This is a genomic window from Ruegeria sp. CJ9, assembly GCF_056536625.1.
Map to the genome: position 1 here is coordinate 280,869 of NZ_JBQFPY010000002.1, position 22,437 is coordinate 303,305.

The window sequence follows — 22,437 nt, forward strand, 5'->3', positions numbered from 1 at the left end:
CCCCGGCGCGTTCACCACTATGAGGGCGTCATGACCCAAGCCACCGACCGCCCCCGTATCCGCCTGAAACCCAAAGCCAACGCGCGCGGCCTGCGCCATGGCTTCCCGTGGGTCTATGCCAACGACATTGTCACTGATCGGCGTACACGCAAGATACCGGTTGGTGCTTTGGCCGTGCTGGAGGATGACAAACGCGCGCCCATTGCGTTGGTCGCCGTGAACCCCGAGTCGAAAATCATGTGCCGCGTACTGGATCGCGACCTTGACGCCGATTTGAATGCTGAATGGTTCGAATCCCGCCTGCGCCGCGCTATGGACATGCGCGAACGCCTGTTTGACGCCCCCTATTACCGCCTGATCCACGCCGAAGCGGATGGCTTTCCCGGCGTGATCATCGACCGCTTTGGTGATGCCTGCGTGATCCAACCCAACGCCGCTTGGGCCGAGGCGCATCTGGAAGCGCTGACCGACGCGTTGGTTGCTGTGACGGGTGTTACAACTGTGCTGAAAAATGCCTCGGGCCGCACTCGGGGACTGGAAGGGCTGGATGACGAAAACCAGACCTTGCGTGGAACTGCGCCTGACGCTCCGCTGCCGGTGCCAATGAATGGCGCGACCTATATGGCTGATCTTACCGGAGGCCAGAAAACCGGCCTGTTTTACGACCAACGCCCCAACCATGCATTCGCTGCACGGCTGGTGCAGCCGGGTGCGCAAGTGCTGGACGTGTTCAGCCATGTGGGCGGTTTTGGTCTGGCGATGCTGGCTGGCGGCGCGGCGCAGGCCCTGTCTGTCGATGGTTCGGCTGCGGCGCTGGACTTGGCGACGAAGGGTGCCGAGGCTTCGGGATGCGCGGATCGATTTGAAACCCGTCAGGGCGATGCGTTCGAGGTGCTGACCAAATTGGGCGAAGAAGGCGCGCAATTTGGCGTCGTCATCTGTGATCCACCCGCTTTTGCGCCGTCGAAACAAGCCCTGGACGCGGGCCTGCGCGCTTATGAGCGTATCGCACGGCTGGCCGCACCCTTGGTAAAACCGGGCGGCTATCTAGGGCTTTGTTCTTGTTCACACGCGGCCGATCTGGGTCGGTTCCGCGACGCGTCCTCGCGCGGGATTGGTCGGGCAGGGCGGCAGGCACAATTGATCCACACGGGGTTTGCCGGCCCCGACCACCCGCAACTGCCGCAATTGGCTGAAAGCGGGTATCTCAAAGCCGTGTTTTACCGGCTGTGAAGGCAGTTCTGGATACCTGTGTCATCTACCCCACGGTGATGCGCGAGATGCTGTTGGGCGCCGCCAGATTGAGTCACTTCACGCCGATCTGGTCTCCTCGTATCCTCGAGGAATGGGCCCGCGCCGCCCGCAAACTGGGCCCGGAAGGCGAGGCGCAGGCCCGTGCCGAAATCGCCCTGACGCAGGCGCAGTGGCCTAAGGCCGAACGCGCGGCCAATCCGGGGCTTGAACAACGCCTCTGGCTGCCCGATAGCGCCGATATTCACGTTCTCGCCACCGCCGTTGAGGCCTCGGCCGATGTTATCGTCACCGTGAACGCCAAGGATTTCCCAAGAAATATTCTGTCGGAAGAAGGGCTTGAACGCCGCGATCCTGACGGCCTGCTATACGGGTTCTTGCTGGACGACCCCGACGGCATGGCGGAACTCGCCGACCGTGTTTTAGCCGAAGCCAACCGGCTGTCCGGTGATCAATGGACCTTGCGCGCGCTGATGAAAAAGGCCCGTCTGCCAAGGTTGGGCAAGGCGCTCAGCCATTAGGCCGTATCCAACTTCATCTGGTTAATAATATCCCGGTGGGGCTAGCCCCGAAGCTAACCGCCCGCGCCCCAACGCTGCTCAAGGGCTTCCAGCGCTGCAATCCGCTCATCCGTTTTGGGATGGCTCATCAGCCAGGCCGGAGTAACACCCGCGCGCTGTTGTGTCAGGTCTTCCAACTTGTGAAACAGCGACTTTTGCGGCCCAATCCCGATCCCGGCCTTGGTCAGCAGAGCGGCGGCATATTCATCCGCCTCATATTCATCGCTGCGCGACAGGCGCGAGGCCAGCAGGTGGGTCAGCATATTGGCAATCCACGCGCCGATGAAGGGAATGAACCGGTTCAACAGCATCATCAAAGCCGCCCGCAATGCGTTCTGGCCGGAAAAATCGATCATCCGCCGCCGCGCATGCCCCAGCGCAACATGTCCCAGCTCATGTGCAATAACGCTGGCCATTTCCTCGGCCGAAACCTCTCCGTTACGGAACTTGCGATAAAAGCCGCGCGTAATGAATATCCGCCCGTCAGCAGCCGCCAGACCGTTCACCGGGTCGATCTCGTAGATGTAAACCGGGACCCGGTCGATCTCGAGCGCGGCGGCCAGCCTGTCAGTCATGCGTTTCAGCACCGGATCAGCCAGTTCGGTCGATTTCGCATCCAGCTCTCGGTGCGTTCGCCAGACGGAAATCCGGTACATCACAAAGGCATAAGCAATCGCCAATAGGATCGGGGTCAATCGAAGCATGCACTAGATATGGCTCTGAGTGGGGGAATAGGCAACCAGCCTTAAACATTTGTGCAGTAAACAGAGCGGACGTCCAATTTTTGTCGAAATTCCCGGATAGCGAGAAAACGGTGTAAGAAATTCACTAGGATTCAATTGATTATGAAGAAGTTTTGTTTTCGCGCGTACAGAGCTTGCCTAAGATCAATGGGATTATACGGGCTTCTATTGTGTTTCATGGCTGCTTGGACACTGACTTTCGGTTGGTCTCAGGGAATGAGTATTGGACCGATGGCTTTGGCCACGCTGATTACACTCGGTTTCAGTGTAGCAATGACCAATTCAAAACTAACGCCGAATTGGTTGGCTGATCCGGATGGCATTGTAAAAGCACTAATCGTCTTTGTGGGTTCAGGCCCACTTATGCTTGTTTTTGGCGTGGCGGCCATCGCTGTCATTGGACCATTGGGGTTTGAAACACAGTTGGGTAAATCGCTGTCCATTCTGGTCGCGTTTCCCGCTTTGGTGTTGGGAACTGTGATGGGTTGGGCGGGCCTGTTCTACGGGATTTTGCCCAACAAAGACCAATCCGTCCCGCCAACGCGGCCAAGTTTTCCTCTGCCGGAGTAACCCATCGAAAACGCAATCCTGCGCGACCTGCGTCAATCGCGAACGAGCAGTTGATCCTGACTTAACGCGTCAATTCCTTCATTCCCTGCTCCAATCCGGCCAGGGTCATCGGCACCATGCGATCCTCAAAAATTTCCTGGATCATGCCGATCGAGTGGGTGTATTCCCAGTATTTCTCGGGCACCGGGTTGATCCACAGGTTTGACGGCCATTGCTCGCGGGCGCGTTGCAGCCAGACCTGCCCGGCCTCTTGGTTCCAGTGCTCGTTGGCGCCGCCTGGATAGGCGATCTCGTAGGGGCTCATCGAGGCATCGCCGACAAAGATGCATTTGTAGTCCGAGCCATAGGTGCGCAGCACCTCATGCGTGGGGGTCTTCTGATCCCAACGGCGGCGGTTGTCGCGCCAGACGCCTTCGTACAGGCAATTGTGAAAGTAGTAGTACTCCAGATGCTTGAACTCGGTCCGGGCGGCCGAGAACAGTTCTTCGACCACTTTGATATGCGGATCCATTGAGCCGCCGACGTCCAAAAACAGCAGCACTTTGACAGCGTTGTGGCGTTCGGGGCGGGTTTTCACATCCAGATAACCATGTTCGGCTGTGGCTCGGATGGTGCCGTCCAGATCCAGCTCTTCCGCCGCACCTTCACGCGCCCAGCGACGCAGGCGTTTCAAGGCGACCTTGATATTGCGCGTGCCCAGTTCAACTGTGTCGTCCAGGTTTTTGAATTCACGCTTGTCCCAGACCTTGACCGCACGCTGATGGCGGCTTTCGTCCTGACCGATGCGCACACCTTCGGGATTATATCCATAGGCCCCGAACGGAGAGGTGCCAGCGGTGCCGATCCATTTGTTGCCACCCTGATGGCGGCCTTTCTGATCCTTTAGGCGCTCGCGCAGCGTCTCCATCAGTTTGTCGAACCCGCCCATGGCTTCGATTTCGGCTTTTTCTTCTTTTGAGAGGTGTTTTTCGGCCATCTTTGCCAGCCAATCGGCGGGAATGTCGACTGCCTCAAGAACCTGTTCAAAGCTGATCTCGTCCAGCCCTTCAAAACTGGCGGCAAAGGCGCGGTCGAATTTGTCGATGTTGCGTTCATCTTTCACCATCGACACGCGGGCGAGGTAATAAAACGCCTCGACATCATATGTGGCCAGACCCTTTTTCATGCCCTCAAGAAAGGTCAGGTATTCGCGCAAGGATACGGGAACGCCCGCTTTTCTGAGATTTTCGAAAAAGGGCAGGAACATGGGTCAGACCACAAAACGTATGAGTATAAGGGACAGCACAAGGCCGACCAATGCAAAGGCAATGCCATACCCGGCTGCATATTGCGCCATGTCGGCGCCGGTGCCGTTGCGCTTGCGCGCTGTTATCGCCCCAAGGATTGCCCCCAAAATCGCCATTCCCAGAATTACGACCATGCGTTATCCGCCTCTGTTGTTGGGGGATCCTTCCGCAACTTCCTGATTAAGCGACCGGACCACCGTTTCCGAGCCGAACCCGTAACGTGCCCATCCCAGACTGTCCAGCCTGACAGAGCGTGCCTCAGCCGTCCGGCCCGCCTGATTGAGGGCTTCGGATTTCAGAAGCAACAATGTCGCCAGTTGCGAGGCATTTTCGGCCCGCATCATCACGTCGATGGCCTTATCCAATTCGGGCAGGGCTTCGGGGCCTTTGCCTAGTGCTAGAGCAAAAGCGGCAGTCTGTGTAGTGATATAGGCCTGATGGATTTCGGTGCCGGGGGTTGCGCGCAAGTATTGCAAAGCGGTCTGATAATTGCGCAGCGCGTCCTGCGGTTTGTCGAACTGACCCATCCGCCCCATCAGGTAATAGGGATAGGCGCGGCGATGATCGGTCCAGCCCTGTTCCTGACCGATCCGCGCGGCCTTTTGCGCGGCCCGCAGGCGCCGTTGCGTATTCAGTTGCGGGCGCAGGGATTTTTGAACCGCATTGATCCATTCACGCGGCGTTTCAGATAGCGGCTGCATTGGTATGTTCTCGCCACGCGGGTTCAGGCGTCTCAGAATACCGGGTAGGGCGGCCTTAACCTGTTCGCTTGTCATTCCGCTGCGCAGTTCGGGCGCGTAGGCCGTGCGCAGGATCAGCATGTCAAACCCGGTAAGGACAGTATGGATATTGTCATCGTTGAACACTGAATCCGGCAGATGATACAGATCGTTCAGCGGTCCCAGTGACTGCGCAATCTCTTCATGCAGGCAATCGCGTTTTTCCTGCGGGCTGACGTCGTATGGAATAAAGATGCCCAGACGTTCGCGGCTGCGCAGCCGGCTCCAGCTGCTTATCTGTTTGCGCCGGTTGCGGCGGTACTCTTCAAAGCTCGAAGAGTTCGGCACCACGAAACAGGCCGCCTGTGGCAGAATTTCATGGATCTCTGCCTGACTGACGGCTTCGATTGTGATGTTGGCCGTGCCGTCCGAAATCTGTTGAATGTCGATCCCGGCCTCGCGGCGCAGGCGGGTCAGCAATTGAGTCAGGTCGCGCTGCATCGAGGGCGTAGGTGAGCCGGTCAGACGCACGGTGATCGGCGTTTCAAACCGCGTGAATACCGGCAGTTTCGCGCCCCCTTCCAACGCGAAATGTAACGATACGAAATCCGCCGCGATATTGGCGTTCGACCGGCCCGGTGGCATCGGGAACGCGCGGGTGAATGTCTTGGCCGGGGGCAACGTCTCTTCAATCGCCTGCACGCGAGTTGGTACTTCGGTCGTCTCAACCGCTGCGCAGCCTGCCAGCGCCACACCTGCAACAAGGGCCAGCCATCGCATCATGGGCGCTGATACCGGATAAAGGGCGTCTGTTTGCCGATGCGGTCATAAAGTTTGCGGGCGGGGTGGTTGAAATCCTGCGTCAGCCAATAGACTGAAGGCGCGCCCTGTCGGTCGGCTTCATCATACACCGCCTGAATCAGAGCGCGGCCGACTCCGGAACCACGCGCCTGGGGGCGGGCGAACAGGTCTTGCAAGTAGCACACGGATTCAACCTTCCACGCGTGGCGGTGGAAAAGGTAATGCGTGAGACCAACAAGCCGCCCGTTTTGTTCCGCAACAAAACATGAGAAATCGTGCGGATCGTCGCCCAGCAATCGTGCGAAGGTGCTGTCATAGATCTCATCTGCGACCGTTGTTTCATAAAACGCCAGATAGTCGCGCCACATGTCGGACCATTCAGCGCGGTCTTCGGGCCGCAAGGCGCGGATGGTCAAAGTGTCAGTCAATCACAGGGTCCCGTCTGATCCGGTCATAGGTAGCCCGGATAAAACGGACCGCCACCTGCAATGCTGACAGCCAGACCTGTCCAAGGCAAGCAGCGATCACCAGATGCTCAACAGGTTTAGCGTTTGCTGCGCGCCATAAAGGCCAGTCGCTCGAACAGATGCACGTCCTGTTCGTTCTTCAGCAACGCACCGTGCAGCTTGGGCAAAGCGTTCGCACCATCGCGTTTCAGGTCTTCGGACGTCAGGTCTTCGGCCAACAGCAGTTTCAGCCAATCCAGCACTTCGGAGGTTGAGGGCTTTTTCTTCAGCCCCTGCGTTTCGCGGATTTCATAGAATTGCGTCAGGGCAGTGGTCAGCAACGCATCTTTGATACCGGGGTGGTGGACCTCGACGATCCGGCGCATGGTCGCCTCGTCAGGGAAGCGGATATAGTGGAAGAAACAGCGGCGCAGAAACGCGTCGGGCAGTTCCTTTTCATTGTTCGAGGTGATGATGACGATGGGGCGGTGTTTGGCCCGGATGGTCTCACCAGTCTCGTAAACATGGAACTCCATCTTATCGAGTTCCTGCAGCAGATCGTTGGGAAACTCGATATCCGCCTTGTCGATCTCGTCAATCAGCAGAACAATCTTCTCGTCGGCCTCAAACGCCTGCCACAGCTTGCCCTTACGGATGTAGTTGGACACGTCATGCACGCGTTCTTCACCCAGCTGACTGTCACGAAGCCGGCTGACCGCATCGTATTCGTACAGACCTTGTTGCGCGCGGGTGGTGGATTTCACGTTCCACTCGATCATGCGCAGCCCCAGTGCGCCTGCCACCTGTTTGGCCAGTTCTGTTTTGCCCGTGCCAGGTTCCCCCTTGACCAGCAAGGGGCGTTCCAGCGTCACGGCAGCATTCACCGCAATGGTCAGGTCATCGGTGGCAACATATTCGGCGGTGCCTTGGAAACGTGCGGTCATGGGCCCCTCGTTTGGTTTTGCGCAATCTGTGTTGTTCGGGTTACAGAGAGGCGATGATTTTGACAAGCGGGCCACGGCGTCGCGGGATCAGATTTTCGTAACGACTCCAATCCCTTTTGCGTGATTCGACGTCCGGCGGGTGCCGTGTCTGTTGGGGATCGCCTAATTTTCGCCTGACAATTTCCACAGTATAACAAGGTTTTGTTGTTATTTGTCTCATATTTAGACATGCCGGGGACGTGACGTATTAAGACGACGTTTGTGTAGTGACATTCGTGCGTGCGTCGGATACATGCACCGCAGAAGGGAGTGCCAAATGTCAGGTCAAACAACAGCAACCGACGTTACTGGCCATACCGAGGGAGCAAAAATGAAGCAGGAAGTTTTTCTGCCGGAGGATTATCGCCCGGCCGAAGATGAACCTTTCATGAATGACCGTCAGCTTGAGTATTTTCGCCGCAAGCTGCTGGATTGGAAGAATGAACTATTGGCGGGCAGCCGCGACACGATCGAAGGGCTGCAGGACAACACCCGTAACATTCCGGACGTTGCAGACCGCGCAAGCGAGGAAACAGATCGCGCGCTGGAGCTGCGGACCCGCGACCGTCAGCGCAAGCTAGTTGCCAAGATCGACTCGGCCCTGCGTCGCATCGAAGAGGGCGAGTACGGCTATTGCGAAAAGACGGGCGATCCGATTTCGCTGAAACGTCTGGATGCGCGTCCAATCGCGACCATGACGCTTGAGGCGCAGGAACGTCACGAGCGTCGCGAAAAGGTCCACCGCGACGATTGATCGCTGGAACTTTGGTACTAATTCAAACGCCGGGGCCTGTTGCTCCGGCGTTTTTGCGTTAAGCCGGTGCCATGGATATCAACGGTCTGAAATTCAATGTCATCGGCGGCGGAATAGGGGGGCTGGCAGCCTCTTTGGCACTGCGGCAACGCGGGGCGCAGGTCACGGTTCTTGAGCAGGCTCCGGCCCTGACTGAGGTTGGCGCAGGATTGCAGATCAGCGCCAACGGCATGGCGGTTTTGCGGGCGCTGAATGTGTTAGGGGATAAGCCCGAGGGCGGGCAGTTGTCTCACGGCACAATTCTGCGAGATTATCGCAACGGTCGAGTAATAAGCCGTATTCCCGCACCGGCGGCCGGACCGACCTACTATTACCATCGCGCAGATTTGCTGGACCTGTTGCGCCGGGCGGCTTTAGAGGCGGGCGTTACTATCCAGCTGGGCGCGCAGGTGGCGCAGGTTCTCCAACATCCGGCAGAGGCGGAAATCGTTCTCAATGACGGCGAACGCTTGCGGTGCGACTGTGCTATCGCGGCGGACGGGGGCCGCAGCACCATACGTCCGACCCTGAACGGGCCAGAGGCCCCTCAGTTTACGCACCAGATTGCCTGGCGTGCGACTATCCCCTTGTCAGAACGAGAGGAGATGCCTTGCGCCTCACTGACAATGGGGCCTGGACGCCACGTCGTCACCTATCCGTTGCGCGATCAGCAACTGATGAATGTGGTGGCAATTGAGGAACGCTCGGACTGGCAAGAGGAAGGCTGGCGGCTGCAAGGCGATCCGAATGATCTGCGCGCGCGTTTTGCCGATTTCGGGGGGCCAGTGGGCGATATTCTGTCTGACGTGACCGAAACCCATCTTTGGGCCCTGTTCCTGCGGCCTGTGGCGCAAAGCTGGCAGAACGGGCGGTTGGCGCTGCTGGGCGACGCCGCGCATCCGACCTTGCCTTTTATGGCGCAAGGGGCCTGTTTGGCGTTAGAGGATGCGTGGATTCTAGCCCGCACCTTCGAAGAAAAACCCGATGTGACACAAGCTCTTGCTGCCTATGAAACCCGCCGTCGCCCAAGGGCCAAACGAGTTGTGGCTACCGCCGGAGCCAACGCGCGAAATTTTCACCTGCGCGGTCCCATGCGACTGGCGGCACAGATGGTGCTGATGGCCGTTGGACCAAGGCTTTCGAAAAAATATGAGTGGATCTATGCCTACGACCCGACCGCATGATTGATTACAGGTCGAGCTGAACCCAGACTGGCACGTGGTCCGACGGTTTCTCATGCCCTCGCACGGCTGCATCAATCTGGCAGTCTTGCATCAGATCGGCAGCCTGAGGTGTCAGCAGAAAGTGATCGATACGAATGCCATCGTTCTTGTTCCACGCACCCGCCTGATAGTCCCAGAATGAGTAGTGACCAGGTCCTTGTGTGCGGGCCCGAAACGCTTCGGTAAAGCCCAGATTGAGGATTTTGCGAAACGCCGCACGGCTTTCCGGTCGGAACAAGGCATCCTCGCGCCAGGCATCCGGGCGGGCGGCATCTTCGGCCTGTGGGATGATGTTGTAATCTCCCGCCATAAGTGCCGGTTCTTCGCTGGCCATCAGTTCGCGCGCCCGATGATACAGCCGTTCCATCCAGGCCAGCTTATAGTCGTATTTCGGTCCGGGTACCGGGTTGCCGTTGGGCAGGTACAACCCGCAAATCCGCAGCGCTTGCTTGCCGATCACGGTCGCTTCGATCCAGCGCGCCTGTTCGTCCTCGTCATCTCCGGGCAGGCCACGGGACACATCCTCAAGTGGAAGTTTTGATAAGATGGCGACGCCGTTAAAACTTTTCTGGCCGTGGGTTTCGACGTTATAACCACGTTCCTCAAATATCTCGCGCGGGAAGTTTTCATTGACCGACTTGATTTCCTGCAATAGGACGACGTCAGGTTGTGCTTCGTCAAGCCACCGGGGCAGAGCTTCGGCCCGCGCTTTGATGCCGTTGATGTTAAACGTGGCGATTTTCATGCGCGATCCTCCGGCTGACTGCCGGTTGATCTATCCCTCAACCACGCGGGCAGGGCAAGGTCACATTGAAAAAGACGTACCGCAGCCGCAGGATGAGGTCGCGTTGGGGTTTTCGATCACAAACCGCGCACCAATCAGTTCCTGCGTGAAATCGATCACTGCATTTTCCAGAAACGGCAGAGAAATCGAATCGACAATGACCTTTTGGCCTTTGCCTTCCAGCACAAGATCGTCGTCTTTGGGTTCGTCCAGCGCGATTTCGTATTGAAAGCCGGAACATCCGCCGCCTTCCACTGCGACGCGCAGGGCCTGACCCTGATCCGCTGCGCCAATCTCGGCCAGACGGTCAAAGGCGCGTTCTGTGACTGTGGGGGGCAGATTCATGCCAGTCTCCAAAGGTTTATTTCCTTTACGCCTTACAATATAGAAATTGCAAGGACAGGCGACAAGGATAAGGCCTTTGGACAGAGCAGGTTTTGCCTCGGACCCAGGCCGCGCAAGGGGGCGGCTAGTACCTGAGGAGGAAAGCAGTTTCCGATCATGCTTTCAGCGCGACCGGGATCGGATCATTCATGCCAGCGCGTTTCGGCGGCTGAAACACAAGACACAGGTGTTTGTTGAACATGAAGGCGACAGTTACCGCACGCGCCTGACGCATTCTATCGAAGTGGCACAGGTGGCGCGCACGATTGCCGGGGCATTGGGATTGAACCCCGAACTGACCGAAGCCGTGGCATTGGCGCATGATCTGGGGCACACGCCCTTTGGTCATACCGGAGAGGACGCCTTGCACGCTTTGATGGAGCCATACGGCGGCTTCGATCACAACGCGCAGGCCATTCGGATCGTCACCAAATTGGAACGCCACTATGCCGAATTCGACGGCTGCAACCTGACATGGGAATGTCTGGAAGGCATAGCCAAGCATAATGGGCCTGTGACAGGCGAATTGCCGTGGGCGCTGGCCGAGTGCAATGGCGGTTTTGACCTTGAACTGCACACCCATGCCAGTGCCGAGGCACAGGTGGCCGCGCTGTCTGACGATATAGCCTATAACAATCATGATCTGTTGGATGGGCTCAGGGCCGATCTGTTCACGGACGCTGAAATTCAGCAATTGCCCATCGTCGGTGATTGCTATGCGGAAGTGGACCGCAAGTACCCTGGTCTGGACCCGTATCGGCGCAGGCACGAAGCATTGCGTCGCGTGTTTGGAGTGATGGTTTCGGATGTGATCGACACCTCGCGCGACCTGATCGCTGATTCTGGGGCGCAAACGGTCGAAGATATCCGGCATCTGGGTTATCCGGTGATCCAGTTCTCGGCAGGGCTTTGGGCGCAACTTAAAGAGATCCGCGCCTTCCTGTTTTCGCGGATGTATCGTGCGCCCAGCGTCATGAAGGTCAGGGCCGAAGTGTCTGCGGTCGTTGAAGAATTATTCCCGATCTACTTGAACGATCCCAAACAAATGCCAGCCCATTGGCACGGCGATATAGAAGCAGCCCGGGATGAGACGGTGCTGGCACGGATTGTGTCGGACTACATTGCAGGTATGACCGACCGCTTTGCCTTGCAGGATCACAAAAGGCTGACGGGGCGGTCGTCACTCGATGCCGATATAGGCTAGCGCCCAAACCTGTTGCCCGGATTGCTCGTCTGCCAGATCAGCATCATCTGTGGGCGGAAAAACGATCATCGTAGGGCCATAGCCGCCGATCCCCATCGGACTGCCATCCGCATGCGTTGCCACGATGGGTTGGTGCGCCTGAATACTGTCCCATGGGATTTCGGACTGGTATCCATCCATCGCCATTGGTTTGGCAGTCTTCCCTTCGGCCCCTGCCATGACCATCAAATCCGACAAAAGCGGACCAGAGAAGGCGACGTCGCGCTGATTGTCTTCGGGGCCGTAGGCAATTGTGATCTCCACTTGCGCTAGACCGTCAAGCATCGCGGCGTCAAATCCGGCGCCGCCGCTGTGCTGCACTTCGAGATAACCCAGCAGACCACCGTCATTTTCACCCCGAGCCGGTAAGTTGGTTTCCGTCACCGCCCCGCCCAGCGTCAGAAGAACATGGCCCTGCGGCGCGGGCATATCGGCCCAGACCGGGATCGAAGTGGTCAGGACGAATGCAAGGGGCAGGGCAAGACGCATGGAACGATCTCCGAGGTTAGGAATTTCCTGTGACCTTAGCCCGGTTTACCGCTAATCCAAGCGGAAACTGATCGCTTCCATTGACCTTGCCGCTTTGCGTGGTAAACCGCCGGGCAAGCAAAAGGACATCCGAAATGAACCTGTTTTCCGAGATCCGCGGCCTTGTACTGGACGCGCTGGCACAGATGCAGTCCGAAGGCGCGCTGCCCGAGGGGCTGAGCTTTGACAATGTGACGGTCGAACCACCGCGTGATGCCGCGCATGGCGACATGGCGACAAACGCCGCGATGGTGCTGGCGAAGCCGGCCAAGATGAAGCCGCGCGACATTGCCGATGTGTTGGCCGGAAAGCTGGCGGCGGATGACCGGATCACCAGTGCCGAGGTAGCGGGGCCGGGCTTTTTGAACCTGCGGTTGGCGCCTTCGGTTTGGCAGGGTGTTTTGGCGGCAGTGTTGGAGAAAGGCACGGATTATGGCCGCTCGACTATGGGGCAGGGGCAAAAGGTCAACGTGGAATATGTGTCGGCCAACCCGACTGGGCCGCTGCATGTTGGCCATACGCGGGGCGCGGTGTTTGGCGATGCGCTGGCAAGCTTGTTGGCCTATTCCGGCCATGATGTGACCCGCGAATACTATATTAACGACGGCGGTGCGCAGGTCGACGTGTTGGCACGCTCGGCCTACGAGCGCTATCGCGAAGCCAACGGGTTGAGCCCCGAGATTGCCGAAGGCTTGTATCCGGGCGACTACTTGATCCCAATCGGCGAAGCGCTGAAAGAGAAATACGGCGACAGCCTGATCGACAAGCCGGAAAGCGAATGGCTGGACGATCTGCGCGAGTTCTCGACCGACGCGATGATGGACCTGATCCGCGCTGACCTGAAGGCGCTGGGCGTAGAGATGGATGTGTTCTTCTCGGAAAAATCGCTCTATGGCACAGGTCGGATCGAGGCCGCGCTGGAGTCGCTGACCGAAAAGGGCCTGATCTATGAAGGCGTTCTGGAGCCGCCAAAGGGCAAAAAGCCCGAGGATTGGGAGCCGCGCGAGCAGACCCTGTTCAAGTCCACCGAACATGGCGATGACGTCGATCGCCCGGTGAAGAAGTCGGACGGCAGCTGGACCTATTTCGCCCCCGACATTGCTTATCATTATGACAAGGTGACCCGTGGTTTTGACGCGTTGATCGACGTGTTTGGTGCGGACCATGGCGGCTATGTCAAACGGATGAAGGCAGCAGTATCGGCGCTGTCTGATGGCAAAGTGCCGCTGGATATCAAGCTGACCCAGCTTGTGAAGCTGTGGAAGAACGGCGAGCCATTCAAGATGTCCAAGCGGGCCGGGAACTTTGTCACCCTGCGGGATGTGGTCGATCAGGTTGGGCCGGATGTGACCCGCTTCGTGATGCTGACTCGTAAGAACGACGCGCCCCTGGATTTCGATTTCGACAAGGTGCTTGAGCAGAGCCGCGAGAACCCCGTGTTCTACGTTCAATACGCTCATGCCCGCATCATGAGCGTGCTGCGCCGAGCCGCCGAGGCAGGGATTGTCGCTGATGACGTGACCCTTGCGGGTGCGGACCTCAGCAAGAACGATCACGCCTCGGAACTGACCGTGGCCAAGAAGCTGGCTGAATGGCCTCGTTTGGTTGAGATCGCCGCGCGCACGAATGAGCCGCACCGGGTTGCCTTCTACCTGTATGAGCTTGCAGGAGACTTCCACGCGCTGTGGAATAAGGGCAACGACGAGACTCAACTGCGTTTCATCCAGGATGGCGATGTTGCCACAAGCCAGTCAAAAATCGCATTGGCCCGCGCCGTTTCTGTTGTGATTTCAGCGGGCTTGGGTATTCTTGGCGTTACTCCGGCGCAGGAGATGCGGTAACAAACACCGCCCGAAGCACCGGTACGAGGTAGGCAAGAAATGACCCGCGCGCCTTATTTTCTGGCGTGAATCGGGCGGTGAGGCGGACATGGCACGTTACGATTACTCGGGGCAGATGCGCCCCGAGCAGATGCATTACACGAATCAACCACATCCTCAGGATGGGTATGACTATTCCGACGACATGCACGGGTATGAAGAAGCGCCGCGCGCAGCGGGTCTGGGTCGTATCGTAAACGCGCTGGGCGCGGTTGCGTCCCTGGCATTGGTCGCTGGCATTGGTGTTTGGGGTTACAAGCTGGTGATGCGCGATGTTAGCGGCGTACCGGTCGTACGTGCCATCGAAGGGCCCATGCGCATTCAGCCAGAAAGCCCCGGTGGAACACCTGCCGATCATCAAGGACTGGCCGTCAACACGGTGGCCGCGGTCGGAACAGCCGCACCCCCGGCGGATCGTCTGATCCTTGCGCCGCGCCCGGTGTCCCTGTCGGATGAGGACACGCCGGTTGAGCCTCTGAAGCCCACCCCGGCCGTGCATGTGGTGCAGGAAGAGATTTCTGATCAGGAGGCTGCGCAATTGCGCCAGGGTTCGGTAGACGCTCTGGTCGCCGAACTGGCTGGTGATGCGGCACAAATCGACCAACCGACCGAGCAGGGCGTGCAACTGGCCTCTTTGGTCGTGCCCGAAGAAGAGCCCGCGATTGATCCCGCTGATCTGGCCGCACAGTTGCCCGATCCGGAACTGGCCGCACTGCCGGGGGTTCGCCGGTCTTTGCGCCCCAACACGCGCCCGGCCCGTTCTACACCCAGCGGGATCACCACCAGCAGCAGTACTGAAGACGCGATCAACGCTGCGGTCAAAGCTGCTGTGGGGCTGGATATTGACCCGGACACATTGTCCAAGGGCACGCGCATGGCCCAGCTTGGGGCCTATGAAAGCACGGATGTAGCGCGGGCTGAATGGGATCGCCTGAATGGCCGTTTCGGTGAGTATATGGATGGAAAACAACGTGTTATCCAAAAAACCTCACGTGGTGGACGGACCTTCTATCGTTTGCGGGTTCTGGGATTTGACGACCTAAGCGACTCGCGTCAGTTCTGCGCTGCCCTCGAAGCACAAGGCGCCGATTGTATCCCGGTGGCCGCTCGGTGAGTTTCGGCGCGGCAATCACTGATGCCGAAGGCTTGCGCCTGACGCCCGAAGAAAAAAGTCTGTTTCAAGAAATGAACCCGTTTGGGTTCATTTTATTTGCCCGCAACATCGATACCGCCGATCAGGTCCGTGCTCTGTGCGACGACTTCCGCGAGGCTGTGGGACGCAATTGCCCGATCACCATTGATCAGGAAGGCGGCCGCGTGCAACGGCTGCGCGCACCACTGGCGCGGGAATGGATGCCACCACTGGATCATGTCGCGGGCGCGGGGGATCAGGCTGAACGCGCCATGTATCTACGCTATCGCCTAATCGCGAATGAGCTGTTTGAGCTGGGGATCGACAGCAATTGTGCCCCGATGGTGGATCTGGCGCGTGATGATACGCATGCCTTTCTGAAGAACCGCTGCTATGGATCTGATTCAACAACAGTTTCCGGGATCGGAAAGGCGGTTGCCAAGGGGCATCTGGATGGTGGTGTTCTGCCAGTGATCAAGCACATGCCAGGCCACGGCCTGTCCACGCTGGACAGCCACCACGACCTGCCACATGTCGATCTGACGCAAGACGCATTGGAAGAGACCGATTTCGCGCCGTTCCGTGCCTTGAACGACCTGCCGATGGGGATGACGGCGCATTTGGTTTATGACCGGATCGACCCACAACCGGCTACGATTTCACCCACAATGATCGGTCTGATCCGCGACAGGATTGGGTTTGATGGCCTGATCATGACCGATGATATCTCGATGAAGGCCCTCAGCGGCGCACCCGAGGAGATTGCCCGTCAGGCGCTCAACGCCGGGTGCGACGTGGTTTTGCATTGCAACGGCTCGTTTGAAGCCCGCGCCAAAGTGCTGGAAGCCGCCGGAGAAATGACCGAGCAGGCCGAGATACGCGCAGAAAAGGCGCTGGCAATGCGGCAAAAGCCTGCGGAACTTGACATCCCCGCGACTGAGGCGGAACTATCTGCCCTAATGGGCGGGCAGGTATATGAACGATAACCTTTTCAGCGAAGACCCGGTCTCGGTCGCGGATCGCCTTGCGGCCGAAGCCCTGATCGTTGACGTCGACGGGTTCGAAGGCCCGTTGGACGTGTTGTTGACCCTGTCGCGGACACAAAAGGTCGACCTGCGGAAAATCTCGGTTCTAGCGCTGGCGCAGCAATATCTGACTTTTGTTGAAAAAGCCCGGGCCCTGCGGATTGAATTGGCGGCTGACTATCTGGTTATGGCGGCGTGGCTGGCCTTCTTGAAATCCCGCCTGCTGCTGCCCCCTGATCCGGATGACGAGGGTCCGTCGGGTGAAGAACTGGCCGCGCATCTGGCGTTTCAGCTAGAGCGCTTGCAGGCCATGCGTGATGCTGCGGCCCGCTTGATGGCGCGGGACCAGCTGGGCCGCGATTTCTTCAAACGCGGGCAGGGCGAGGACGTCACCCGCATCCGCACTGTGACTTATTCGGCAACCCTGCTGGATTTGATGCAGGGGTACGCTCGCATCCGCACACGCGACGAATTCCGCCCCTTCGTGATGGACCGTGACGCCGTGTTCACGATGGAACAGGCGCTGGAGCGGATGCGCCCCCTGATCGGCTTTGCGGGCACCTGGACGGATATGGAGACCTATCTGCCCGATGGTTGGGACGCGGACCCTGTCCGCAAACGCTCGGCCACGGCGGCGACCTTTGCGGCCTCGCTGGAATTGGTGAAAGAAGGACATATGGAGATCAAGCAGAGCGAGACCTTTGCCCCGATCCATCTGCGCAAGAGGACTGACACACGTGACTGACGCCCCCGAAGACGAAGGCACCGGCACCCTGTTCGAAGCGCCGCCGCTGGCAGAGCAAGAGCGCATGGTCGAGGCCGTGCTGTTCGCCAGCGCCGAACCGGTGACTACCTCTGATCTTGAGGCCCGGATGCCCCATGGCAGCGACGCGGCGCAAGCCGTTGAGATGCTTCAGAAACGATATGAAGGGCGCGGCGTGCGGGTGGTCAAGGTTGGCGAGGCCTGGGCCATTCGAACCGCCCCCGATCTGGGCTTTTTGATGCAAAAAGAAACAGTTGAAACCCGCAAACTGAGCCGTGCGGCCATCGAAACGCTGGCTATCGTGGCCTACCATCAACCCTGTACGCGGGCTGAGATTGAAGAAATTCGCGGTGTTTCGGTCTCACGCGGGACGATCGACCAACTGCTAGAAATGGAGTGGATCAGGTTAGGCCGTCGCCGAATGACACCGGGCCGTCCGGTGACATTTGTGGTGACGCCGCATTTCCTGGACCATTTCGGGCTTGAGAACGCCCGCGACCTGCCGGGGCTCAAGGAACTGCGCGCCGCTGGCCTCCTGGAAAACCGGCCACCGCCGGGCACCATCCCACTGGGCGAGGGGCGCGAAGAAGAGCAGGATGAAGATCAGACCGAACTGTTCGAGGAAGAGTGATCAAACGCCCCTTTTGGTGTCACACAATTCGCCTATGTTGAGGGTCAGAAAACGGAGTTGAGCAATGAATGCCAATCGGATGATCGACATGATCGTACGTCAGGTCATGCGCCGCCTTGTCAGTAAAGGCGTTGACAAGGGCTTTGGTATGGCAAGCCGTATGGGTGGTAAAAACGAACAGCCCGGCGAGGCCAACCGTGCCAACAACAAAGGCCCACGCCCATCCCAGAACCTGAAACAAGCGCAACGAATGACCCGTCAAGCGCGCCGGTTCATGAAGTTCTAATCAGCTAACCGCCTTGAAATGCTTGGACAATTTCAAGCCTTGTCCTTGGTAGTTTGAGGCGATGCCAGCCCCGTACAGCTGGGTGGGCATTTCGGCCATTTTCTCATAGACCAGCCGGCCGACGACTTGACCGTGTTCCAACACAAAAGGTGCCTCATGGCAGCGCACTTCAAGCACTCCACGTGATCCAGCGCCTCCGGCGGCGGCGTGGCCGAAACCGGGGTCGAAGAAACCTGCGTAATGCACCCGGAATTCACCCACCATGGCCAGATACGGCGCCATCTCAGCGGCATAGAGGGGCGGGATGTGGACGGCCTCGCGGCTGACCAGGATGTAGAAGGCGCCCGGGTCCAGGATGATGCGGCCATCGGTGGTGCGGACCTCTTCCCAGTATTCCTGCGGGTCGTATTCTCCGATCCGGTCCAGATCGATCACTCCGGTATGCGGTTTGGCGCGATAGCCGACCAGATCGGTGTCGGGCAGTTGCAGGTCGACCGAAAACCCCAGCCCGTCCTGAATGACCGCCGGTCCGTCGACCAATGGCGAGGCGTTGTGCAATGCGGTCAGTTCCGCGTCGCTGAGCACGGCCTGACCCTGACGAAAGCGAATCTGATTCAGCCGCATACCCGGACGCACCAGAACCGAGAAGGAGCGGGGGCAAATCTCGGCATAAAGCGGCCCGGTATAGCCTGCGGGCACGCGATCAAACTCGGTGCCGCCATCGGTGATCGTGCGGGTCAGAAGATCCAGCCGCCCGGTCGAGCTTTTGGCGTTGGCCACCGCGCTGGTGTCAGCGGGCAGGGCCAGCGACTCCATCAGCGGCACCAAATAGACGCAGCCTTTTTCCAGAACGGCCCCATCGGTGATGTCGATGCGGTGCATCTCAAACTCGGCCAGACGATCCGCGACCGAGCGGCCTTCGCCCGCCAGAAATGAGGCTCGGACCCGGTAAGCTACTGTACCCAGACGTAAATCAAGGCTGGCCGGTTGGACTTGTGCTGCGATGACATCGGGGTTTGCGGTGATTTCACCGCGCGCAATCATCGCCTCGATCTGCTGGTTTGGGCATACACCTGTCATTCCGATCCCCCCTGATGCCAGAGCGGGATCTGGCCTGTCTGCCATAAACGTCGGTGTGATTTGGTCGGGCTAGCAGGACTCGAACCTGCGACCTTCCGTCCCCCAGACGGACGCGCTACCAGGCTGCGCCATAGCCCGACGTTGAGGTGTTCATAAAGACTTTCCCGGCAGGGGCAAGAGGAAATCATCGCCTTTTTTTCTTATCCCGCCGTTCGGTTTTCAATGCGGTTAAGAACGGCGCGCAGGTCCTTTGCCACCGGAGCAATCTGTTTCAGCAGATCGTCATCGAAATCGGTGCGATTCCATGCCTGCGTTGCGATTCCACCCAGCAGAGGGGCCTCATCCAGAAACTCCGGTGTGGGTTGCGCCGCGACCGGCTGCGGTTTGGGTTCAGCAGGTTCCACCTTAGGGGCCTCGGCAACGGGTGCAGCGTCGTCCAGATTTAGGTTGATCTGTTCGCTTGTCTCGACTGGCTTAGAAGAGAAGGGCACAACTACACTGTCATTAGCGGTGGCGTCCGGTTTGGCCACCTCGTCCAACCCTTGCGAAAGCGCGGAAACATGCGCCACGCCCTGTTCGCGCAGGATACGCTGAACGCCTTTGATGGTTATCCCGTCCTCGTGCAGCAGTTTCTTGATACCGCCCAGCAGGCGCATGTCGTTGGGACGGTAGTAACGCCGCCCTCCGGCACGCTTTACCGGTTTGACCTGATTGAAACGGCTTTCCCAGAATCGTAGGACATGAGCCTGAACGCCCAGCCAGTCCGCAACTTCACTGATTGTGCGAAAGGCGTCGGGGGACTTGCTCATGACCGTGTCGTCCTGATCTTACTTACGGTTCCCTGCGGCGACGCGATCCTTCATCAGGTGCGACGGGCGGAACGTCAGAACCCGGCGGGGTTGAATCGGAACCTCTTCGCCGGTTTTGGGGTTGCGGCCGATGCGGGCAGTTTTGTCCCGAACGCTGAATGTGCCGAATGACGAAATCTTCACCTGCTCGCCGCGCACCAAAGCGTCGGACATGTGGTTCAGAACGCTTTCGACCAGCTGCGCACTTTCGTTGCGTGACAGGCCAACCTCACGAAAGACGGCCTCGCTCAGATCCATTCGGGTCAGTGTTTTATCGCCCATACCATTTCCCCTGTTGATACCGCAGAATACGGTGAGGGGAAATTCGCTGTCAATATCAATGAATTGCAAGTCTGCGTGTAAGCCGAATTGCGCCGGTTACCAGCGCAGCACAACCGCGCCCCAGGCCAGACCGCCGCCGATGGCCTCGGTCACAAGCAGATCGCCCTGCTTGATTTGCCCGCGCTGTTTGCCGACGGACAAGGCAAGAGGAATCGACGCGGCCGATGTGTTGCCATGGTCGTGAACGGTGACGACGACGTTTTCCATCGGCAGGCCCATTTTCTTGGCGGTGCCCTGAATAATACGGATATTTGCCTGATGGGGCACAATCCAATCGACGTCAGTGTTGCTGAGGCCAACGCTTTGCAACGCGGTTTCCGCCGTTTTGGCCAGTTTTTCGACCGCATGGCGGAACACCTGATTACCTTGCATCCGCAGATGTCCGGTCGATTGGGTCGACACACCGCCATCGACGTAAAGCAGGTCCTTGTACCGGCCGTCTGAATTAAGATCGGTCGCCAGAATGCCACGATCCTGCGCACTGCCTTCGCCCTCTTGCAGCTCCAACACTAGCGCACCAGCGCCATCACCGAACAGCACGCAGGTGGACCGGTCCGTCCAGTCCATGATTCGCGAGAAGGTTTCAGCCCCGATGACCAGAACGCGCTTGGCCTGACCGGATACGATCAGGGCGTTGGCATTGGTCAGCGCAAAGACGAACCCGGCGCAGACGGCCTGAACGTCAAAGGCAAAGCCTTTGGTCATGCCCAACTGTGCCTGCACCATGGTTGCGGCAGATGGGAAAGTCAGATCGGCGGTCGAAGTTGCCACAATGATCGCATCGATATCGTCAGCCACCAGCCCCGCATCGGCCAGCGCGGCCTCGGCCGCTTTGGTGGCCAGATCGGACGTTGTTTCGTTTTCGGCGGCGAAATGGCGGCGCTCGATACCCGAGCGGGTCTTAATCCACTCATCCGTTGTATCGAGCGTCTTTTCAAACTCGGAATTCGGAACGATGCGCTCTGGCAAATAGTGTCCGACACCAACGACAACTGAACGGCCTGCCATGCTTGGGTACTGCCTTTTTTGTTATTCGCCAGCCTTTGGCGGCGTGTGGGCGGCATCTTGTGCAAGCTCGGCTGTCGATGCAACCCGTGCCGCCAATTTTTCGGCGAAACCAGACTGGGCCAGGGTAAAGGCCAGTTTGACTGCTGCCGAGACTCCGATGGCATCCGCGCCACCATGTGATTTGACCACGGTTCCGTTGAGGCCAAGAAAAACGCCGCCATTTACTTGGCGCGGGTCGATACGCTTTTTCAAACGATTTAACGACGTGATCGCCAGTACCGAAGCGAGGCGTGACAGCGGTGAATACTTGAACGCTTTGCGCAACAGGTCGCCAATCAGGCTGGCGGTGCCTTCGCCGGTCTTAATGGCGACGTTGCCGGTAAACCCATCAGTGACAATGACATCCGCCTTGTCGCCGGGAATGTCGCTGCCTTCAACGAAACCGACAAAATCGAAATTCGCCTGCTCTGCGAATTCCGTGATCATTGCATGTGCTTCTTTAAGCTCGGCGCGGCCCTTGTGTTCTTCGGTGCCCACGTTCAAGAGACCGATCCGAGGACGTTCCAGCGCCATGCCGTTGCGCGCATAGGATGCACCCATCAGCGCATATTGCAGCAGATCCTTGGCGTCGGCGCGCACATCCGCGCCCACATCCAGCATCACGTTGAACCCCTGCGGGTTGCGCGATGGCCACAGAATCGCAATCGCCGGACGATTTACACCCGGCAATTTGCGCAACCGCATCATCGACAGAGCCATCAGCGCGCCGGTGTTGCCGCAGGAAACGGCGCCATGCGCCTCACCTTGCCGCACTGATTCCAGCGTTGACCACATCGAGGTCTGCTTGCCACTGCGGACAACCTGACTGGGCTTGTCCTCCATCGTGACTACATCGGGGCAATCACGAAAAACGACGCGCCCTTGCAGGACACGCCGTTTGGCAACAAGTTTGCGAAGCGTAGGCTCAGGCCCGTGCAGAATAAACGCGATATCGGGGTTTTTGATTGCCGATTTGGCAATGCCTGCAACCACAGTCGCGGCCCCCGAGTCTCCGCCCATAGCGTCAACCGAGATGGTAATCCGTCCGGCGTGCGAGGGCTGTTCAGTCATTCCTTGCCTGCGCTTTTA

At 58.6% G+C, this 22,437-nt stretch carries 26 protein-coding genes and 1 tRNA gene; 12 read left to right on the forward strand and 15 right to left on the reverse strand.

Annotated features, from left to right (window positions below):
• The first annotated feature begins 30 nt into the window (after positions 1–30).
• Together ACR0AJ_RS06855 and ACR0AJ_RS06860 are read left to right on the forward strand one after the other, a co-directional pair.
• Positions 31–1,233: an RSP_2647 family RNA methyltransferase gene (locus tag ACR0AJ_RS06855; protein ID WP_170348998.1), complete on the forward strand. Its 1,203-nt coding sequence runs from the start codon at positions 31–33 to the stop codon at positions 1,231–1,233.
• Positions 1,230–1,772, forward strand: a complete 543-nt coding sequence (locus ACR0AJ_RS06860) for an RSP_2648 family PIN domain-containing protein (RefSeq protein ID WP_170549348.1) — start codon at positions 1,230–1,232, stop codon at positions 1,770–1,772. The genes ACR0AJ_RS06855 and ACR0AJ_RS06860 overlap by 4 nt, the downstream gene beginning before the upstream one ends.
• Positions 1,773–1,825: 53 nt before the next feature.
• Here ACR0AJ_RS06860 and ACR0AJ_RS06865 read toward each other — a convergent pair whose 3' ends face one another.
• Positions 1,826–2,515: a M48 family metallopeptidase gene (locus tag ACR0AJ_RS06865; RefSeq protein WP_170358891.1), complete on the reverse strand. Its 690-nt coding sequence runs from the start codon at positions 2,513–2,515 to the stop codon at positions 1,826–1,828.
• 255 nt (positions 2,516–2,770) lie between these two features.
• Here ACR0AJ_RS06865 and ACR0AJ_RS06870 point away from each other — a divergent pair, with 255 nt between their 5' ends.
• Positions 2,771–3,124 (forward strand): hypothetical protein, encoded by a 354-nt coding sequence (locus tag ACR0AJ_RS06870; RefSeq protein WP_480740436.1) that lies wholly within the window; start codon positions 2,771–2,773, stop codon positions 3,122–3,124.
• 61 nt (positions 3,125–3,185) lie between these two features.
• Here ACR0AJ_RS06870 and ACR0AJ_RS06875 read toward each other — a convergent pair whose 3' ends face one another.
• From ACR0AJ_RS06875 to ACR0AJ_RS06895, 5 genes are all read right to left on the reverse strand, one after another.
• Positions 3,186–4,370: a vWA domain-containing protein gene (locus tag ACR0AJ_RS06875; RefSeq protein WP_480740438.1), complete on the reverse strand. Its 1,185-nt coding sequence runs from the start codon at positions 4,368–4,370 to the stop codon at positions 3,186–3,188.
• Positions 4,371–4,373: 3 nt separating this feature from the next.
• Positions 4,374–4,544 carry a hypothetical protein gene (locus tag ACR0AJ_RS06880; RefSeq protein ID WP_480646968.1) on the reverse strand — a complete coding sequence of 57 codons (171 nt, stop codon included), beginning with the start codon at positions 4,542–4,544 and terminating at the stop codon, positions 4,374–4,376.
• Between the two features lie 3 nt (positions 4,545–4,547).
• Positions 4,548–5,912: a DUF2927 domain-containing protein gene (locus ACR0AJ_RS06885; protein ID WP_170375720.1), complete on the reverse strand. Its 1,365-nt coding sequence runs from the start codon at positions 5,910–5,912 to the stop codon at positions 4,548–4,550.
• The gene (locus tag ACR0AJ_RS06890; RefSeq protein WP_480740440.1) at positions 5,909–6,358 is read right to left on the reverse strand and encodes an N-acetyltransferase family protein; all 450 of its coding nucleotides are present in this window, start codon (positions 6,356–6,358) and stop codon (positions 5,909–5,911) included. The genes ACR0AJ_RS06885 and ACR0AJ_RS06890 overlap by 4 nt, the downstream gene beginning before the upstream one ends.
• Positions 6,359–6,474: 116 nt before the next feature.
• On the reverse strand, positions 6,475–7,320 hold the full coding sequence (locus tag ACR0AJ_RS06895; protein WP_170348991.1) for an AAA family ATPase: 846 nt from the start codon (positions 7,318–7,320) through the stop codon (positions 6,475–6,477).
• 370 nt (positions 7,321–7,690) lie between these two features.
• On the opposite strand from ACR0AJ_RS06895, the gene dksA reads away from it, so the two are divergent.
• Together dksA and ACR0AJ_RS06905 are read left to right on the forward strand one after the other, a co-directional pair.
• Positions 7,691–8,113, forward strand: a complete 423-nt coding sequence (dksA, locus tag ACR0AJ_RS06900) for an RNA polymerase-binding protein DksA (RefSeq protein ID WP_170348990.1) — start codon at positions 7,691–7,693, stop codon at positions 8,111–8,113.
• A 71-nt stretch (positions 8,114–8,184) separates the two neighbouring features.
• Complete coding sequence (locus ACR0AJ_RS06905; protein ID WP_480646963.1) at positions 8,185–9,336, forward strand: FAD-dependent monooxygenase; 1,152 nt, start codon at positions 8,185–8,187, stop codon at positions 9,334–9,336.
• A gap of 4 nt (positions 9,337–9,340) precedes the next feature.
• Here ACR0AJ_RS06905 and xth read toward each other — a convergent pair whose 3' ends face one another.
• Both xth and ACR0AJ_RS06915 read right to left on the reverse strand, forming a co-directional pair.
• Positions 9,341–10,120 (reverse strand): exodeoxyribonuclease III, encoded by a 780-nt coding sequence (gene xth / locus ACR0AJ_RS06910; RefSeq protein WP_480740442.1) that lies wholly within the window; start codon positions 10,118–10,120, stop codon positions 9,341–9,343.
• Between the two features lie 60 nt (positions 10,121–10,180).
• Positions 10,181–10,504, reverse strand: coding sequence for a HesB/IscA family protein (locus ACR0AJ_RS06915; RefSeq protein ID WP_170348987.1), 324 nt, complete (start codon positions 10,502–10,504; stop codon positions 10,181–10,183).
• 76 nt (positions 10,505–10,580) lie between these two features.
• On the opposite strand from ACR0AJ_RS06915, the gene ACR0AJ_RS06920 reads away from it, so the two are divergent.
• Positions 10,581–11,747 carry a deoxyguanosinetriphosphate triphosphohydrolase gene (locus ACR0AJ_RS06920; RefSeq protein ID WP_170348986.1) on the forward strand — a complete coding sequence of 389 codons (1,167 nt, stop codon included), beginning with the start codon at positions 10,581–10,583 and terminating at the stop codon, positions 11,745–11,747.
• Here ACR0AJ_RS06920 and ACR0AJ_RS06925 read toward each other — a convergent pair.
• Entirely contained in the window at positions 11,724–12,275 is a 552-nt protein-coding gene (locus ACR0AJ_RS06925; RefSeq protein WP_170348985.1) for a putative pterin-binding protein, read from the reverse strand. The genes ACR0AJ_RS06920 and ACR0AJ_RS06925 overlap by 24 nt on opposite strands.
• 134 nt (positions 12,276–12,409) lie before the next feature.
• Here ACR0AJ_RS06925 and argS point away from each other — a divergent pair, with 134 nt between their 5' ends.
• From argS to ACR0AJ_RS06955, 6 genes are all read left to right on the forward strand, one after another.
• Positions 12,410–14,155, forward strand: a complete 1,746-nt coding sequence (argS, locus tag ACR0AJ_RS06930) for an arginine--tRNA ligase (RefSeq protein ID WP_480740444.1) — start codon at positions 12,410–12,412, stop codon at positions 14,153–14,155.
• 88 nt (positions 14,156–14,243) lie between these two features.
• On the forward strand, positions 14,244–15,308 hold the full coding sequence (locus ACR0AJ_RS06935) for an SPOR domain-containing protein (protein WP_170348983.1): 1,065 nt from the start codon (positions 14,244–14,246) through the stop codon (positions 15,306–15,308).
• Positions 15,305–16,312: a beta-N-acetylhexosaminidase gene (nagZ, locus tag ACR0AJ_RS06940; protein ID WP_170348982.1), complete on the forward strand. Its 1,008-nt coding sequence runs from the start codon at positions 15,305–15,307 to the stop codon at positions 16,310–16,312. Before ACR0AJ_RS06935 ends, nagZ begins: the two co-directional genes overlap by 4 nt.
• Entirely contained in the window at positions 16,302–17,096 is a 795-nt protein-coding gene (locus ACR0AJ_RS06945; RefSeq protein ID WP_170348981.1) for a segregation and condensation protein A, read from the forward strand. The genes nagZ and ACR0AJ_RS06945 overlap by 11 nt, the downstream gene beginning before the upstream one ends.
• A complete protein-coding gene (gene scpB / locus ACR0AJ_RS06950; protein ID WP_170348980.1) occupies positions 17,089–17,745 on the forward strand; it encodes an SMC-Scp complex subunit ScpB in 657 nt (218 codons plus the stop codon). Before ACR0AJ_RS06945 ends, scpB begins: the two co-directional genes overlap by 8 nt.
• A gap of 64 nt (positions 17,746–17,809) precedes the next feature.
• Positions 17,810–18,031 (forward strand): hypothetical protein, encoded by a 222-nt coding sequence (locus ACR0AJ_RS06955; RefSeq protein WP_480643884.1) that lies wholly within the window; start codon positions 17,810–17,812, stop codon positions 18,029–18,031.
• Here the strand turns inward: ACR0AJ_RS06955 and ACR0AJ_RS06960 are convergent, their stop codons facing one another.
• From ACR0AJ_RS06960 to plsX, 6 genes are all read right to left on the reverse strand, one after another.
• On the reverse strand, positions 18,032–19,111 hold the full coding sequence (locus tag ACR0AJ_RS06960) for a 2'-deoxycytidine 5'-triphosphate deaminase (RefSeq protein ID WP_480661714.1): 1,080 nt from the start codon (positions 19,109–19,111) through the stop codon (positions 18,032–18,034).
• Positions 19,112–19,172: 61 nt separating this feature from the next.
• Positions 19,173–19,249: transfer RNA gene (locus ACR0AJ_RS06965), tRNA-Pro, on the reverse strand.
• A 62-nt stretch (positions 19,250–19,311) separates the two neighbouring features.
• Positions 19,312–19,920, reverse strand: coding sequence for a MerR family transcriptional regulator (locus tag ACR0AJ_RS06970; protein ID WP_170348977.1), 609 nt, complete (start codon positions 19,918–19,920; stop codon positions 19,312–19,314).
• An 18-nt stretch (positions 19,921–19,938) separates the two neighbouring features.
• Positions 19,939–20,241 (reverse strand): integration host factor subunit alpha, encoded by a 303-nt coding sequence (gene ihfA / locus ACR0AJ_RS06975; RefSeq protein ID WP_008755922.1) that lies wholly within the window; start codon positions 20,239–20,241, stop codon positions 19,939–19,941.
• 96 nt (positions 20,242–20,337) lie between these two features.
• The gene (locus ACR0AJ_RS06980) at positions 20,338–21,309 is read right to left on the reverse strand and encodes a beta-ketoacyl-ACP synthase III (RefSeq protein WP_480740446.1); all 972 of its coding nucleotides are present in this window, start codon (positions 21,307–21,309) and stop codon (positions 20,338–20,340) included.
• A gap of 21 nt (positions 21,310–21,330) precedes the next feature.
• On the reverse strand, positions 21,331–22,419 hold the full coding sequence (gene plsX, locus ACR0AJ_RS06985; RefSeq protein ID WP_170358864.1) for a phosphate acyltransferase PlsX: 1,089 nt from the start codon (positions 22,417–22,419) through the stop codon (positions 21,331–21,333).
• Positions 22,420–22,437 lie beyond the last annotated feature (18 nt).